Source organism: Bacteroides sp. AM23-12, assembly GCF_003434395.1.
Taxonomy (GTDB): Bacteria; Bacteroidota; Bacteroidia; order Bacteroidales; family Bacteroidaceae; genus Bacteroides; species Bacteroides thetaiotaomicron.
This window is the reverse complement of the sequence record NZ_QTLF01000021.1, coordinates 75437-92465: the sequence shown is the minus strand read 5'-3', so window position 1 is coordinate 92465 and position 17029 is coordinate 75437. Positions and strand designations below refer to the sequence as shown.

10 protein-coding genes and 2 pseudogenes are annotated in these 17029 nt (G+C 43.7%); 6 read left to right on the top strand and 6 right to left on the bottom strand.

Going from position 1 to position 17029, the window contains the following annotated elements; genetic code table 11:
• Positions 1-773 precede the first annotated feature (773 nt).
• A complete protein-coding gene (locus tag DW640_RS16365) occupies positions 774-1298 on the bottom strand; it encodes a hypothetical protein (protein ID WP_008763644.1) in 525 nt (174 codons plus the stop codon).
• Positions 1299-1459: 161 nt separating this feature from the next.
• Between DW640_RS16365 and DW640_RS16360 the strand changes: the two genes are divergently transcribed.
• Positions 1460-2668, top strand: a complete 1209-nt coding sequence (locus tag DW640_RS16360) for a hexokinase (RefSeq protein ID WP_011108294.1) — start codon at positions 1460-1462, stop codon at positions 2666-2668.
• A 206-nt stretch (positions 2669-2874) separates the two neighbouring features.
• On the opposite strand, the gene DW640_RS16355 is transcribed toward DW640_RS16360, so the two are convergent.
• Both DW640_RS16355 and DW640_RS16350 read right to left on the bottom strand, forming a co-directional pair.
• The gene (locus DW640_RS16355; protein WP_074859146.1) at positions 2875-5808 is read right to left on the bottom strand and encodes a discoidin domain-containing protein; all 2934 of its coding nucleotides are present in this window, start codon (positions 5806-5808) and stop codon (positions 2875-2877) included.
• An 89-nt stretch (positions 5809-5897) separates the two neighbouring features.
• Positions 5898-7238: a sigma-54 dependent transcriptional regulator gene (locus DW640_RS16350; protein ID WP_008763641.1), complete on the bottom strand. Its 1341-nt coding sequence runs from the start codon at positions 7236-7238 to the stop codon at positions 5898-5900.
• Positions 7239-7365: 127 nt separating this feature from the next.
• On the opposite strand from DW640_RS16350, the pseudogene DW640_RS16345 reads away from it, so the two are divergent.
• The 3 genes and pseudogenes from DW640_RS16345 to DW640_RS16340 form a co-directional block, all read left to right on the top strand.
• Positions 7366-9028: pseudogene (locus DW640_RS16345) on the top strand (FAD-dependent oxidoreductase); the annotation flags it as partial.
• Between the two features lie 92 nt (positions 9029-9120).
• A pseudogene (locus DW640_RS24410) lies at positions 9121-9846 on the top strand (DsrE/DsrF/DrsH-like family protein); the annotation flags it as partial.
• 30 nt (positions 9847-9876) lie between these two features.
• The gene (locus DW640_RS16340) at positions 9877-10245 is read left to right on the top strand and encodes a winged helix DNA-binding protein (protein WP_008765135.1); all 369 of its coding nucleotides are present in this window, start codon (positions 9877-9879) and stop codon (positions 10243-10245) included.
• Positions 10246-10342: 97 nt separating this feature from the next.
• Here DW640_RS16340 and DW640_RS16335 read toward each other — a convergent pair whose 3' ends face one another.
• Entirely contained in the window at positions 10343-11647 is a 1305-nt protein-coding gene (locus tag DW640_RS16335; RefSeq protein ID WP_055230041.1) for a S28 family serine protease, read from the bottom strand.
• Positions 11648-11780: 133 nt separating this feature from the next.
• Here DW640_RS16335 and DW640_RS16330 point away from each other — a divergent pair, with 133 nt between their 5' ends.
• Positions 11781-12413: a DUF4136 domain-containing protein gene (locus DW640_RS16330; RefSeq protein ID WP_008763637.1), complete on the top strand. Its 633-nt coding sequence runs from the start codon at positions 11781-11783 to the stop codon at positions 12411-12413.
• A 15-nt stretch (positions 12414-12428) separates the two neighbouring features.
• Positions 12429-13055, top strand: coding sequence for a porin family protein (locus DW640_RS16325; protein ID WP_008763636.1), 627 nt, complete (start codon positions 12429-12431; stop codon positions 13053-13055).
• 71 nt (positions 13056-13126) lie between these two features.
• On the opposite strand, the gene DW640_RS16320 is transcribed toward DW640_RS16325, so the two are convergent.
• Positions 13127-16132, bottom strand: a complete 3006-nt coding sequence (locus DW640_RS16320; RefSeq protein WP_048694972.1) for a glycoside hydrolase family 3 N-terminal domain-containing protein — start codon at positions 16130-16132, stop codon at positions 13127-13129.
• Complete coding sequence (locus DW640_RS16315) at positions 16129-16932, bottom strand: bifunctional UDP-sugar hydrolase/5'-nucleotidase (protein WP_048694979.1); 804 nt, start codon at positions 16930-16932, stop codon at positions 16129-16131. Before DW640_RS16315 ends, DW640_RS16320 begins: the two co-directional genes overlap by 4 nt.
• Positions 16933-17029 lie beyond the last annotated feature (97 nt).

Here is a 17029-nt window from a genome sequence, read left to right as displayed (position 1 = left end):
TTCTTAGGGGGACTTTTCAGTCAACCCCTACTTACGTGTCAGCCAGGCTCTCTATGAAAATAAAAAACTATAATTTGCTGTCATCTGTCACGTTGTCGGGTGTAATTGATTGAATATGAATAATTAATGAGGTGACAGAAGTAGGTGATGGCAGTGTGACGGCAAATTTTGCTGTCACACTGCCTTGTTTTCAATGGTTACTTATGGGCTGTTGGTTGGGCTATACAGAGCTTTTTAGTTTCTCCCGCTTGAAACTTTTGTTTCTCCTGCTTGGAACTAAAGTTTCATCGGCTTGAAACTTTAGTTTCAAAGCCGTGAAACCAAAGTTCCGGACGCTTGAAAACAGTGGTTCCAGCCTATCGAATGAATGAAACAAGGCAGGAACTGATCCCTTACTTATATGATTCAATTAACTTGACCGCACCAACTGTTCGATTAACCTGCTCTTCCAAGAAACAATAAATCATTTATCACTCAAAAACAGCGGAGTTATCAACTATTAAAGGATGATTTATCAATTATTAATGTCTGAAATATCAATCGTTAAGAATTGACACCTCAGACATTAATACACTGTAAATCAAATGACAACATCAAACAAATGACAGATAATGATACATGGAAGAGTGAGAGCAAACACTTGCTATCATAACTGCTACCACAGTTGCTGCCATACCTGAAACTAAGATGAATAAAGGCATACAGACAATCTGTTAGGGCATGAGAGCAAAAGTCGAGTTGAATTACTGTGGAGAAATAAATATAGACGGCTATCATATTAAGCAAAAAACGGTCAAAAAGAGCAGGAAATAAATGATAGTACATAAGATACCTATTCCGATCCCCATGATTTTTGTTTTAACTGTAATATCAACAGAATCTATTTGCTTGATTTTGAATAATTTTCTTTCTACCACAAAGAATACTGTAGAGTACAAAAGTGGAAGAATATAAAAGACTACTGGATTTAACTCTATAAAAATGGCATAAAACGGAAACATAGCTCTAAAAAAGACCATAAACACCAATGCCTGCGTTAAAATCCAATATAACTTTTTATTTTTCCAATAACTGATTCCTGTCAGTATAACAATTATCCAGAAAAATGCCGGACAAAATACATTCTCTTTGTACTTACAAAAATCAGCAAGTCCCCCATACATTGCATCAGCTTCGGCCATAGAATACAAAGTACGATAGTCATGAATCTCCAAACAGAGAAAAATGATTCCTGCAATAATCTCTATAAAAGGAATCAATTTTAGTATATTCTTTTTAACTGGAGACCGCTCTTTCATGTATCAAATTATTTTTCAAACAAATATAGTTTTTATTAATTAAAAAAACAAATACATAATTATCAGATACAGGCAAATAAAGATTGGGCATTCCCGAGCAAAATCCACCTTCAGTTGTTATTCAAAGACAAGGATATTTTATACTATAAAAAGTCAATGTCATGGAAAAAAACATTTTTAAGTTAGATAATGAACAGCTCAAAGCGATTGTATGCTCATTTCGGGATAAAACAGAAGAAGGGTTAAAAACGGAAAATGCAGAGATACAATGCATTCCTACTTTCATTGCTCCAAAAACAACCCATATTAAAGGAAAGTCACTGGTACTTGACCTGGGAGGAACCAATTATCGGGTGGCAATCGTAGATTTCGACAAAGCAACACCAACCGTTCACCCGAACAATGGCTGGAAAAAAGACATGTCAATTATGAAGTCCGTCGGATATACCCGCGAAGAGTTATTCAAAGAACTCGCCGATATGATTATAGGAATCAAACGTGAGGAAGAAATGCCTATCGGTTATTGTTTTTCTTATCCGGCCGAGTCCGTACCGGGTGGAGACGCCAAACTGTTACGCTGGACAAAAGGAGTAGATATTAAAGAAATGGTTGGAGAATTTATCGGAAAACCTTTACTCGACTATCTGAATGAAAGAAACAAAATTAAGTTTACAGGCATCAAGGTAGTAAACGATACTATAGCCAGTTTATTCGCCGGTCTCACAGATAATAGTTATGATGCATATATCGGCCTCATCGTAGGGACAGGAACCAATATGGCAACTTTTATCCCTGCCGATAAAATTGAAAAACTGGATCAGTCATGCAATGCACATGGATTGATTCCTGTCAATTTGGAATCAGGCAATTTCCATCCGCCCTTTCTGACTGCGGTAGATGATACCGTTGACGCTATTTCCGGTAATCCGGGAAAGCAACGTTTTGAGAAAGCGGTATCCGGTATGTATCTGGGAGACATACTGAAAACAGCCTTTCCGCTGGAAGAGTTTGAAGAGAAATTCGACGCACAGAAACTGACTTCCATTATGAATTACCCGGACATCTACAAGGATGTATATGTACAGGTAGCACAATGGATTTATGGCAGATCCGCACAATTGGTTGCCGCCTCACTGACCGGGCTTATCATGTTACTGAAATCCTATAATAAGGATATACGAAAAGTTTGCCTGGTAGCCGAAGGCAGTCTTTTCTGGAGTGAAAACAGGAAGGATAAAAACTATAACATTCTCGTTATGGAAAAACTGAGAGAACTCCTTCAATTATTCGGTCTGGAAGATATTGAAGTGGATATAAAAAGTATGAATAACGCAAACCTGATAGGGACAGGCATTGCGGCATTATCATAATATACTCCCGTCACTGCCGGCATCCTCACAATTCTATGAGGCATTTTAATGTAGCGGATTCATCAATAAACTTTTCTTAAAGTTTATGATGAATCACGACTACATTTGAAAAATCATAGACAAACACAAAGACTGGTAAAACCAAGTCATAAAACCGATGTTGCTACAACCGTGTTTACCTCATTTAAAGAAATGTCCGCCCGATATTATTTATTATAAGGAATCACACTTAAACTATAATTACCATCAGGCAACAAATCCGAATCAAATTCTATTTCAATATCTTTAGACTCTCCTTTCAACAATGTGAAATAATTATCGTTCATCAAAGCAGGTAATATACGCTCACCATCAGAAGAGCGAATAGCCTGTACGTGAACAGCAAAAGCGACTGATGATCCCACATTTTCGATCTTTGCTTTAATCACTTTCTTACCATTACTATCCACTAAGCTTGATGTTGTGCGCAATTTGGCTTTCGGCAAATTATTCAATGCTTTATAATCTCCCGGTTTATTGGAACGCCAATAAAAGTTATCAGAAAGCAGTTGCCCGTTTTCATCGTTCAGTTCCAACTTGATGAAATGCACAGGAGTCAAATCCGTTGGCTTCTTTTTTCTACCATATAATTCAAATTCATAAAGTGAATATCCCCACATAGTAGCCTGTTTCAACCCTTGCATTTTCACATAACGAGTACAAACAGGTTTTATCTTAATCTCTTCGACACCGCCTTTAGAGTCCTCATTGATATAAATTTCTTTCCAGTTTATTGCATCATCCGAAATCAACAGTTTATAAGCTTTTGCATGAGCAGCCTCCCAGTTCAATATGACAGAGGCTATTTCAGTAGGTTCACCCAGATCAACATAAATCCATTCTTCATCACGGGGTTCACTCGCCCAACGACTGCCATCACTGGCATCAATCGCGGCACTTGGCTCTCCGGCATCTGCCGAAATGGAGGAAGCAACCGCTTTCTTACCGAAAGCAAGGTTGTCTGTTGTAAAATTCAGATGGAAACAATAGGAATCCTTATTAGCGGCGGCATCCAAAACTACAGACTGGCTATAACGCCCCATTTCTTTCCCATCCAGATTATAGACTTTACCTGTAGCCGTAAGTCCTTTCTGCTCTTTCAAAGTGGTATTGATCACTTTTACACTATTATCAGCATAACTCCACTGAATATGAACCGGTTCACACGCCTTTCTGATTCCCCAGTAAGCCCCCGTCAAGTCATAATAATAATCATAGGTTTGCCATACCAATGAAGGATAAGCCGACTGCCCCATCCAAGTCAATATGCCGGAAGCATCTTCCCAAATATGATGTTGAAAGCCTTCGTACATCGCTTTATTCACCTCAACATTCACTAATTGAGCTTTCCGGCAAAAATCTTCAATACCTTTCGCTTTACCATAATTGAACTCTACGGTAGAGAAATATTTGTCGGGACTGGCGTTCCCCGCCGAATTGCCAAAGAAATGCTTGTCCCACATTTCATTACGTGGCCACCAATCTTTTTCGGGCACAAATTTCTTAAAGCTATCGAAAGTAGTAAAGACAGCTGTACCTATTTCTGTACGGAATCCCCATCCTTTGGTTATATTGGCACCATATCCATAAGGGGCTTTGGTAAAATACCAGTTAGGATGAGAGTTAGTCCAAGGTCCACTCCCGGAAAGGCCGTCACTATGGGAATTGGCATGATAGGCCCGATCACCCCCATCGTATGTTCTAACGTCTTCCTCCAGCCACTTATTAAGAGGCGGTAACGGATACCCCTCATTATCACCACACCACACTGCAATACAAGCATGATTACGCAAACGCTTGATCTTTTCCACTGCATTCATATTGAAAGCAAAAACATCATCCGGAAGATTCGAATTTGAATTTAACCAGAAGTCGTCCCACACCATAATGCCGTATTTATCGCAAGCTTCATAAAACTCATCATCCGTAACCGAACCGATCCAATTGCGTATCATATTAAAATGCATCTCATTGTGAAGTTTCAATTTAAGATCATATTCTTCACCCCGACAACGCAACATATATTCGCTCATTCCCCAGTTTCCTCCTTTTACATAAACAGGTTCACCATTTATTTTAAGATGAAGCACACCGTCAACCAGCTCGGAACCGTATTCACGAATACCAAATGTAATATTCTGTTTATCAGAAGCCTTACCATTCACCATATAAGTCAGTTCGCAGGTATAAAGATTCGGCTGTCCGTAACCATTAGGCCACCACAAAGCAGGATTCTGAATTATAAATTGACTGAACTTGCTATCATCCAGAAGAAAAGTCCGCTGTTTGCCTGCCTCAATTACCAAATCTTCGGTAAATTCAATGTTGCCCGGCTGAATGATACCTTTCAACACTCCTTTCTGCTCTATATCTGTATGATTCCGTAGTTCCAACTGCAAGCTTAAAACCGCTTTGTTTTTAGAAGGAACTTTCGAACGTATCCAAGGATCGACGATAGACACTTCGCCGGTTTTTGTCAAATAGACGTCGTCAGTAATACCAGTCAAAAGACCGGGAACATAAGGCATCCAATCCCAGCCGGCACATGACATATAAGTAGGACTTGCATAATTGGGAACCGGAGTGCCTACCCAATGCACAAGGACGGCAAGCACATTCTTACCGTTTTTTGACAGCAAATCGGTTATATCGAAATTCCCCCGATGCATAAATCCATCAAGCAACCCGAGACGCGTCCCATTAAAAAATATTTCTCCTTTACGGTTAACCCCTTCAAAATTTAGCCATACCCTTTCTCCGTTTTCCACCTCCGGCGAATTAAACTCTGTACGATACCAGAAGTTACGGTCATATTTTGCTTTATCGACTTTATACGCATTATCAGCAAAATTCGGATCAGGCTCCAGTCCTTCTAATACATACGAACCAAACACCGTTCCCGGCACAGTTGCTTTGACCCAATCCCTCGTGTCATATCGGGTAGTCATCATATCAGAAGGATGCTCAATTTCTGCCTGAGCTTTCACTTTCCATATCGTCAGATTTCCATCACTATTCAATGAAATTTTTACTTTTTGTGCATGAACGGTGATACCAGTAAATAATAAAACAAGTAACAGTGTAGTCTTCCAAATATTCATATCTTCTATTTCTTTTTCACATTACAGATCAGTATATGAACGATTAATCGCTCATATACCCCTAAAAAAGAAATCAGATAGTCATATTATTATATTTTGTATTCCTCTATCTTCCTGTACAAAGTGGTAAGACCGATCTTCAGCAAGCGGGCAGTTTCCGTCTTGTTGCCTTTCGTATATTCCAGGACGCGGGCAATATGCCTTCGTTCCATAGCAGCCAGTTCAAAACTACCGATATTATCATCCGAACATTCATAATGAGTATTCTGAATCTCCAACGGAAGATCGCACACATCCAGATGCCCGCCTTCGCAGACAATCAGACTCCGTTCTATCACATTCCGCAATTCACGGATATTTCCTTTCCAGGGTTGCTGTTCCAACGCATGAAGAAAAGCAGGAGTCATCTCATTGACCGTATACGAAAGTTTCTCGGAAAAGCTCTTTGCAAAGGCAGTGGCAAGAATTCTGATATCACCGGTACGTTCGCGAAGTGCCGGCAGATGTACCTGAAATACCGAAAGACGATAAAACAGGTCTTCACGGAAACGTCCCGCTTTGATTTCCTCTGTCAGATTGCGGTTGGTAGCAGCAATAATACGAACATTCACGTGCGTCGGTTTCGTATCTCCTATCTTTATATATTCGCCTGTTTCGAGAATACGCAGCAATTTGGCCTGTAGTTCAAAAGCCATTTCTCCGATTTCATCCAAAAAGATCGTACCGTTGTTGGCTTCTTCGAAGAGTCCTTTCTTGTCCTTCAAAGCTCCGGTGAAGGACCCGGCTTTATGCCCGAACATTTCACTCTCCAGCAGTTCCTTACTGAAAGACGAACAGTTCACGGCAACAAAGCTCTGTTTGCTCCGCTTACTATTATAATGTATGGCTTGTGCAAATACTTCTTTTCCGGTCCCCGTTTCTCCGGTCAACAACACCGGAACATCAGTCACCGAAACCTTCTGTGCCAGCATAACAGCTTCTTTCAGCACTTTCGATTCTCCCAGAATGGAATCAAAAGAATATAGCTGACTGACTTTCTTTTCCAGTTTCTCTAACCGGACATTCATCTTAGCCTTCTCAACGGCACGACTGATCAGAGGGATAATCTTATTATTATCGTCCCCTTTGGTTATATAATCAAATGCACCGTTCTTGATTGCCTGCACTCCGTCGGGTATATTACCGTGAGCGGTAAGAAGAATGACTTCCACATTCGGAGCTGTCTTTTTAATGTTCAACACCAGATCGACCCCGTTTCCATCGGGAAGAAAGACATCACACAAAGCCACATCCGGCTGTTGAATTTCCAACTGCCTGATAGCTGCCTTGCAATCACCTGCCTGACACACCTCATAACCCTCCAGTCCGAGCATACGAGCCAACAGGCTACGAATCTGAACCTCATCGTCAATGATAAGAATTTTACTCATAATTAATTTATAAAAAATGAAGAAAGACAAACAGGGTGCGCAAATATAAGTCTTTTTTCTATGATCCGAGAACAATTCTCCCTACTTTATTGTTATTTCCATAGGAAACTATTTACGCAACAAACTTATGAAGATCATTATTATTGGAGGCGTTGCCGGAGGAGCTACCACTGCTGCCCGGATCAGACGCACAAACGAAGCAGCTGAAATCATCCTTTTAGAAAAAGGAAAGTATATCTCTTATGCCAATTGCGGACTGCCGTATTACATCGGAGGCGTGATCAAAGAACGGGAAAAACTGTTTGTACAGACGCCCGAAGCATTTTCTACGCGCTTTCGTGTAGACGTACGAACTGAAAATGAAGTAATCTTCATCGACCGGAAGAGAAAAACAGTAACGGTAAGACAAAGTAGCGGAGACACTTACGAGGAAAGCTACGACAAATTACTGATATCGACCGGAGCCTCCCCTGTACGTCCTCCCCTGCCGGGAATCGACCTGAACGGAATCTTCACACTCAGGAATGTAGCCGACACAGACCGAATCAAAGAATATATCAACAGTCATGCTCCCCGAAAGGCTGTTGTCATCGGAGCCGGATTTATCGGGCTGGAAATGGCAGAGAACCTGCACGCACAAGGAGCTAAAGTTTCTATTGTGGAAATGGGCAATCAAGTGATGGCTCCCATCGACTTCTCCATGGCATCCCTTGTACACCAGCATTTGATGGACAAAGGAGTGAACCTGTATCTGGAGCAGGCAGTAGCCTCTTTTGAAAGAGACGGAAAAGGATTGAAAGTCATCTTCAAGAACGGACAGTCCATCTCTGCCGACATCGTTATACTTTCCATCGGCGTACGTCCGGAAACGACACTGGCACGTGCCGCAGAGCTGAAGATCGGCGAAGCCGGAGGAATCGCCGTCAACGACTACCTGCAAACGTCGGACGAATCGATTTACGCCATCGGTGACGCTATCGAATTCCGCCACCCGATCACCGGAAAACCGTGGCTCAATTACCTTGCTGGTCCCGCCAATCGTCAGGGACGAATTGTCGCAGACAACATTCAGGGAGCACACATCCCTTATGAAGGAGCCATCGGAACTTCCATTGCAAAAGTATTCGACATGACTGTTGCTTCTACCGGATTACCCGGCAAACGATTGCGGCAGGCAGAAATCAATTATATGTCTTCGACCATCCATCCGTCCTCTCACGCAGGATATTACCCGGATGCCATGCCGATGAGTATTAAAATCACTTTCGACCCGAAGACAGGTAAACTGTACGGCGGACAGATCGTCGGCTATGACGGTGTAGACAAACGAATTGACGAAATCGCGCTTGTCATCAAGCATGAAGGTACGATCTATGATCTGATGAAAGTGGAGCAGGCTTACGCCCCTCCGTTCTCTTCTGCCAAAGATCCGGTAGCCGTTGCAGGATACGTAGCCGAAAACATCATAACTGGGAAAGTACAACCCGTCTATTGGAGACAGTTGAGGGATATCGAGATGGAAAACAATTTCCTGCTGGATGTACGTACTCCTGACGAATTCTCGCTCAATACACTGCCAGGTGCAGTGAACATTCCGCTGGACGAACTGCGTGACCGGCTGGATGAACTGCCGAAAGACAAGATGATCTATACATTCTGTGCCGTCGGACTCAGAGGATACCTTGCTTATCGCATTCTGGTACAGCATGGATTTGAAAAGGTACGCAACCTTTCCGGAGGATTGAAAACATACCACGCTGCCGCAGCACCCATCATCCTGAGAGAAGAAAGTGAGAACGAAGTACCTGCACAACCGAACGCAAACATACAACAGCCGGCAGATGCGCAACCTCAAAAGACAGTTTCACCAGTTGAAGCAGTGAAGACAATCCGTGTAGACGCTTGCGGACTGCAATGTCCGGGGCCGATTCTGAAAATGAAAAAGACAATGGATTCGCTGGTTTCCGGCGACCGGGTAGAAATTACCTCAACCGATCCGGGATTCCCGCGTGATGCTGCCGCATGGTGCAACTCGACAGGAAATCAGTTGATTTCCAAAGAAACAGCAGGAGGAAAATCTGTAGTAGTGATCGAAAAGGGCGAACCTAAATCCTGCAATATTGTTACCTCCTGTGAAGGCAAAGGAAAAACTTTCATCATGTTCAGTGATGATTTAGACAAAGCTTTAGCTACCTTTGTGCTCGCTAATGGCGCAGCTGCCACCGGACAAAAGGTAACGATCTTTTTCACCTTCTGGGGACTGAACGTTATCAAGAAGCTGCATAAGCCGAACGTCGAAAAAGATATCTTTGGAAAAATGTTCGGCATGATGCTCCCTTCCAGCTCCCGAAAGTTGAAACTCTCTAAAATGAGCATGGGAGGAATAGGAGGAAAAATGATGCGGTACATCATGAATCGGAAAGGCATCGACTCTCTGGAGTCCTTACGCCAACAAGCTCTGGAGAACGGTGTGGAATTTATCGCCTGCCAAATGTCCATGGACGTCATGGGAGTGAAACAGGAAGAACTTCTGGACGAAGTGACAATAGGCGGAGTAGCAACATACATGGAACGGGCGGATAATGCAAATATCAACCTGTTTATATAGAAAAAGAACAAACAAAAAAACAAGTAGCATATGAAGACAATATGTGTAATGCGCGATGTATTCAAAGCAATGGCAAGATTTGAAGATGCATTTGAAAAAGTGTATCAGGTATCATTAAATGAAGCGATGATATTATGTGCCCTGCAAGAAGCCTCGCCCAATAATATGACGGCCACGAGCCTGTCCAAACGAACGGAGCTGACACCCTCTCACGCTTCAAAGATGCTCCGGATTCTGGAAGAAAAAGAACTGATTGTCAGAACACTCGGAGAAGAGGACCGAAGACTGATGCAGTTCCATCTCAGTCAGAGCGGTAAAAAACTAGTCCGACAATTAGCACTTGAAAAAGTGGAAATACCGGAATTACTGAAACCGCTATTCGAATCGGTAGATTCCTAAATCAAGCAGCCCGATACATGTAATATCGGCTTGCAGAAGAATAAAACGGTGAACCGCCTGTTCATATATTACAGGTTGTTCACCGTTTCTCGTTTCGTCATTCTTCAAGCCACCCTCTAAGAAGAGACATCACTTTCTGCTTCTGATCTTCGGACATTGTACCGATGCGTGCAAGATGACTGCCTCCCGGCTCTACAAAAACATGAATATTCTTTTTATTCTTCAGCCATGTTACTCCGGCAGCTGTCCAGGGATCATTCTGACCATAGATAAAAATCATCTTCGGATCGTTCTTCTTCAAGAACCGCACAATCTTATTGCTCAATGTCTTATCGAATTTCATCTTCCGCATATCTTCCGGCAACATCAGTCTTCTCAGATAATCCTTGCTGGTCTTTATAGAAAGGTAAGGTTTAAAAGGAGCGATATCGTATCCATAATACCCCAATTCGCGGGCAGCCTGCACGAAGAAAGAAAGAGTCGGGCTGTCTACTATAAAATAAGAAGGTCCGCTGATTGCCAGCAAATGATCCAGCAGTGTATCGTCAGAAGCCGAGATTTCCGGTATACTACGGATATCCGTTCCCCATTGCCAGATAGAGAAAGAATATTCCAGCACACAGAAATCGTATATTTCTTCCAGAGGAGCGCGGAATGTATAGTTCTTTTCAGTACACATTTTTTCAAAACGGGGCAACAAACGAGCCTTTCGCTTCAATACTTCCAACTGGAAATCTTCTATTTTTTTCCTATCGGCTTCCGTACCTACCCGGCGGAGGAAAGGTTCGTGCCGACCGTCTTCACGCGCATAACAAAGAGGAGCAACATAAGGCACGGAAACATCCACATCGTCGGGGAAGAAAACACGGTATAATAAGGAGGTCTGCCCACCCTTGCTGATCCCCGTACTGATCCATTTGCCAGGATATAAAGTCTTGAAAGCGGTTGTCACGGCATGCAAATCCTCGGCAGAATTCTCTGCGGTCAGGTATTGCCAGTCGCACGGTTCGGGAGTGGATTCGAGAAAGTAGCGATGCTCCACAAAGATCATATTGGCATCGAACAATTCAGAAAGTTCTTCCCGATAAGTGGGGCGCAAAGCATACCCTGCCCCATATCCTTCAGTGACAATCACTGTGGGACGGTCATAACCGACGTGTCCCACAATCACCCGCTGGCGGAAACTTCCCTTTTCGGGATGTCGATGATCCAGCGGCTGAGTCAGGTACATTACATACTTTTCCGGGAAGCGGCTGGTGTCGAGCGACTTTATTCCGCTGACGGACTTATTTTTTTCGATCTTCTGAATAAACGATTCCTGCGCCGACAATGAGACGGGCGCAACTGCGATCAGCAGCACGATTGAGAACCATACGAAAAGAGGTATCCGAATGTGTTTCATAAGCATTTGAGTGTTAATTTTCTCGCAAAGATAATCATTTGCACGAACCTTTTTACACATTTCTTGTTGTTTGTAACAAAAGCCCCAAGGTACCAGGGCGTGATTTTTATATAACCTAAACATTATAAAAGATATGAAGAAATTAATTCCTATTTTATTGGCGGTCTTTGCACTCGCTTCTTGCGAAAAAGACCCGGACATGGGTAAGCTGGATGACAACTATCTGGTATACACTAACTACGACAAGCAAGCCAACTTCAAAGACTTCAGCACATTCTATCTGGCTGACAAAATCTTGGTTATCTCTGACAGCAAAGAACCGGAATATCTCGAAGGAGAAGGCGCTGAGCAAATTCTGGCTGCTTATACAGAAAATATGGAAGCAAAAGGTTATCAACCGGCTGCCGATAAAGAAAGTGCCGATCTTGGTATTCAAGTAAGCTACATCGCAAGTACTTATTATTTCACCGGCTACACACAACCTGAATGGTGGTGGGGATATCCCGGCTACTGGGGACCCAGCTACTGGGGTAACTGGGGCGGATGGTACTATCCGTACGCTGTGACCTACAGCTATAGCACCAACTCATTCATTACAGAAATGGTGAACCTGAAAGCAGATGAAGGTGAAGGCAAAAAACTTCCTGTAGTCTGGACAAGCTATCTGACTGGATTTGAAACAGGCTCTAAAGCTATCAACCGCACTCTTGCTATTGAAGCAGTGAACCAGTCATTCACTCAGTCACCTTATCTTACTAACAAATAAACAATTACAACTGTTATGAAAACAAGAAAGAATATATATTTCAAGGTAGTGGCGCTAGCAGCCATTGCCATCGCCTTTGCCATGCCGGCTAAGGCACAGCTATCAGACAATGGATATGCTAATATAGACTGGCAGTTCAATGTTCCATTGAGCAATAATTTTGCAGACAAAGCCAGCGGTTGGGGTATGAACTTTGAAGGTGGTTATTTCGTTACTCCTAACCTGGGTCTGGGTCTTTTCCTGAACTATCACAGCAACCACGAGTATATTCCTCGCGAAACATTCAAGATAGGTGCAGGTGACGTTACAACTGATCAGCAACACACAATGTTCCAGTTGCCTTTCGGTGCTGCCGCCCGCTACCAATGGAATCGCGGTGGAGCCGTACAACCTTATGTCAGTGCAAAATTAGGTGCTGAATATGCTAAGATCCGTTCCAACTTCAATATGTTGGAAGCCAGAGAAAACAGCTGGGGATTCTACGCTTCTCCTGAAGTAGGTGTCAATGTATTCCCTTGGGTTTACGGACCGGGTCTGCACTTTGCTCTGTACTACAGCTATGGTACCAATAAGGCTGATGTACTGCATTACAGTGTAGACGGACTGAACAACTTCGGTTTCCGCGTGGGTGTTTCATTCTAACCCGAGCAACTACTTGATTTTACATTAATAAGCAAGAGCCCCTCTACTTCGGCAGAGGGGCTCTTCATTTTTTATTTGCTTTGAATCGCTTTATAGATCGCATCCTGTATCTGTTCGCGAATTTCCAGACGGCTTAGCTTCCGGTTGGTTACGTCCGGATAAATCCGGTTGCTCAGAAATACATAAACCAAGCCATTGTCGGGGTCTACCCAGGCACACGTTCCGGTAAATCCGGTATGACCGTATACTTTTGCCGGTGTATGCTTTCCGCAAGGGCTCTTTTCCGGATTACGGGTATCCGGCTTGTCAAATCCAAGTCCGCGACGGCTGATTTTGGAAACTTCCGTTGTAAACAACTGGCAGGTTTCCTTGCTTAAATAACGCTGTCCGTTCAACTCACCACCGTTCAGCAACATCTGATAAACCTGTGCCACTTCACGTGCATTCGAGAACAATCCGGCATTTCCCGAAACGCCTCCCTGGAAAGCGGCAGCCTCATCGTGCACAAATCCCTGAAGGGTAGTCTTACGCAAGAAGCGATCGACAGAAGAAGGTACAACTTCCGATTTCGGAAAGCGGCGCAAAGGAAGGTATCCTGTACGTTCCAGTCCCATCGGTTCATAAAATTCACGTTGCAAGTAGGCATCCATCGGCATTCCCGCAAGTTTCTCAACCAAAAGACGCAACAGGATAAAACCGACATCGCTGTATCGGTAAGTTTTAGGTTTCATCGGTGCGTCTGCAATCTTCTTCTCCATTTCCTTGAAGAAAGAAGGATTCAGCCACAGACTATCACAGATTTGCAAGGTGTAATCTCCGGTTTTAACCGTTGAAACATATTCCTTTTTAAATGCAAAATTAGGATTCGCCCATGTGGAAGTTCCCAACTGCAACGGATGCCGTGCATCTTTGCGGGACATGAACAGTCTGCCTTCATAACTATCTTCATCGATGGCTTCCCGATAAAAAGCAATTCCGGGCGGCAAGCCGGACTGATGGTAAAGCAGTTCCTGAATGGTTATGTCTTTCTTGTTAGTATGCTGAAGGAAAGGCAGATAGTCTGCAATTCTGTCCGTCAGATTAAAACGTCCCTTATCGTAAAGTTTCATTAAAGCAAGCACTGTACCAGTAGTCTTGGAGAGTGAAGCCAAGTCATAGATATCGGTCGGCTGCACACGTGCGCTTCCCGTTCCGGTGTGAGTGCCGAATGTCTTGTCTACCATCACATGACCCTCTTTCATCACGATCACCTGGCAACCGGGATAAGCTCCCTGACGTACACCGTCCAAAGCGATCGAATCAATTCGTTGCAGGGCGACAGAAGAAAGCCCATGTTCTTCCGGAATAAAATGCAAAGGTGTTTTCGGAGTAATCGTGACACCGTCTCCTGCCTGAAAGAGTTCTCCAAGACTGGCCGATAATCTTCCATCCGCCGTAGCTTTGGCAAAGAGCACATCCGCCACCTGCCGCTGCACATCTTCATTAGGGCTGTGTCCCAGCACCACTGCCGAGGCACGGGCAACCGCACGCTGTATCTGCAACATCATCTTACCCTGCGTAAAGAAAGCATAGATGACCGGAGCTTCAGTAGTAAATTTACCGAAGAAGGTCTGATAAGGTGACAGCTTCTGTTCACTTACGGCAACAATAATCCGTTTATAGGCAGCCAATGAGTCCCGTAACCGCTGATTCGCCTCTTCCGTCATACCGGGACGAAGACGGAAACGTGACAAAGAAGTGTATTTCGACAACTGTTCCGCCAATGCATTGGTTTCACCCGCATCACCGACTTCAAGCAATGCCATCGTTTCTTTTTGATTCGTATGCAAAGGAAGAACATGATTTTCATTATTCAGCACAGTAATCGCAGCCAGATTCAACCGGCGGATTAAATCACGTGTCTGAGGAGTATTGATCCGTTGTCCCAAACCGGATAGCTGGACAAACGGTTTCTTTTTTAGTCCGAGCACATATTTATAAGTCAGTACTTTGCGGCATTTCTCTTCAATATCTTCGCGTGTCAATTCTCCCTTATCAATGGCATCGAGTACGGCGGCTATCTCCTCCTTCAGGTTCCGGGGAGCCAGCACCATATCATTCCCTGCCTTCAGTGCCTGCAGACTGACATTTCCATTCCCCGAAACACCTTTCATGGCAAGTGCATCCGTGAAGATCAGTCCTTTGAAAGCAAATTCTTCTGTCAGCAGATCGTAAACGATATTACGGGATAAAGAAGAAGGAAGTCCGCCTATCGGTTCAATAACCGGCACTTGCAGGTGTCCGACCATCATACCGCTCAATCCGGCACGGATCGCTTCTTTAAAAGGATGGAGCTCTACACTGTCCAGACGTTCGCGAGTGAAGGGAAGTACCGGAAGTGTTTTGTGCGAGTCTACATCCGTATCACCATGTCCGGGGAAATGCTTGCAGACGGATAGTACGCCTCCGCCTTCCAGACCGGAAGCATAAGCTACTACCTTATCCGCCACCCGTACGGGGTCTTCACCGAAGGAACGGGTATTGATGACCGGATTCTTAGGGTTGATATTCACATCCGCCACCGGAGCAAAGTTGACTTGTACACCTAGCTGTACACATTGGCGTGCCATCTCGCGACCATATTCATAGATTAATTTATTATCCTGAATACATCCGAGCACCATATTTCGGGGAAAGACAGGAGTACCACGCAGACGCATTGCCAGCCCCCATTCTCCGTCAAAAGTGATCATTAACGGTAACTTTGCCATGCGCTGGGCCCGATTAGTCAGTTCCGCCTGGGTCTGCATCTTCCCACCGGAAAACAGCAGTCCGCCGACTTTATAGGTATCGACGGCATCCTTCAGCAGTATCTGGTTGCGCTTGGTATCTACCGGAGCAATCGTATATATAAACAACTGACCGACTTTCTCTTTAAGCGTCAGCTTATTCATAATGGAGTCTACCCATTGTTGACAACGGACATCTTGTTTAGCTTTATAAAGTAGTAAAGGTTCTACGGGAGTATCTATTGCTTCTCCCCTGGCCTTGACAGGAAGAAATAGCAGGATAGCCAGTATATATGTTAGTAATCTCATTTTTTATTCAAGGTCAAATCTAGTCGTCCAACATAAATTCCATTCTTTCCGGTGTGCATAACGGGGACATTTTTCCCGTCTATGTTCAGATAATTCTTGGGGCTTTCCATAAAGGTATGAGAATGCCCACCCAGAATAACATCGATATTACGGGTGTTGGCTACCAGCTTCTCATCCATCTGAATACCCAGATGTGACAGGCATACAATGACATCGCATCCTTCTTCTTTCAGTTGTGCGGCAATGTCATTGGATACGGCGATCGGGTCTTTATAGATTACCCCTTCGCATTTATTGGCCTGTATCAGTCCTTCCGGCTTCGCTCCCAACCCGAAAACTCCGATCTTCAAGCCGAAACGATCCAGAATGACATAAGGTTTTACGATATCTTTGAGTACTGTGGCATCAAGATCATAGTTGGCACATACTACCGGAAACTTGGCTAATTTAAATAGACGAGCCATGTTGTCCAAACCGAAATCGAACTCGTGGTTACCGATTGTCATTGCATCGTATCCCATTTCATTCATTAGGGTGACTTCTACCTCACCTTTAAACATATTATAATAAGGAGTGCCTTGCGAGATATCGCCGCAATCGAACAGCAGTACATCCGGATTTTCTTTGCGGAACTGCTGCAGGAAACTTGCCCGACGGACAAATCCACCCTGACCGTAGTTCCGGTCGCCTTCCTGAGTCATAGGTTCAATCCGGCTGTGTACATCACTGGTTTGCAGTATGATTAGTTTTTTTGTTTCTTGGGCAGTTGCCAATGCAGGTAGTAAAAGGAGGAAAAGCATCAGCCACTTTCCGGTTCTTCCTTTGAATATATTCAAGACGGAAGTTATATGATTATGAGTTGTCATAGGATACTGAGATTTCATTGTAAACCTTGGT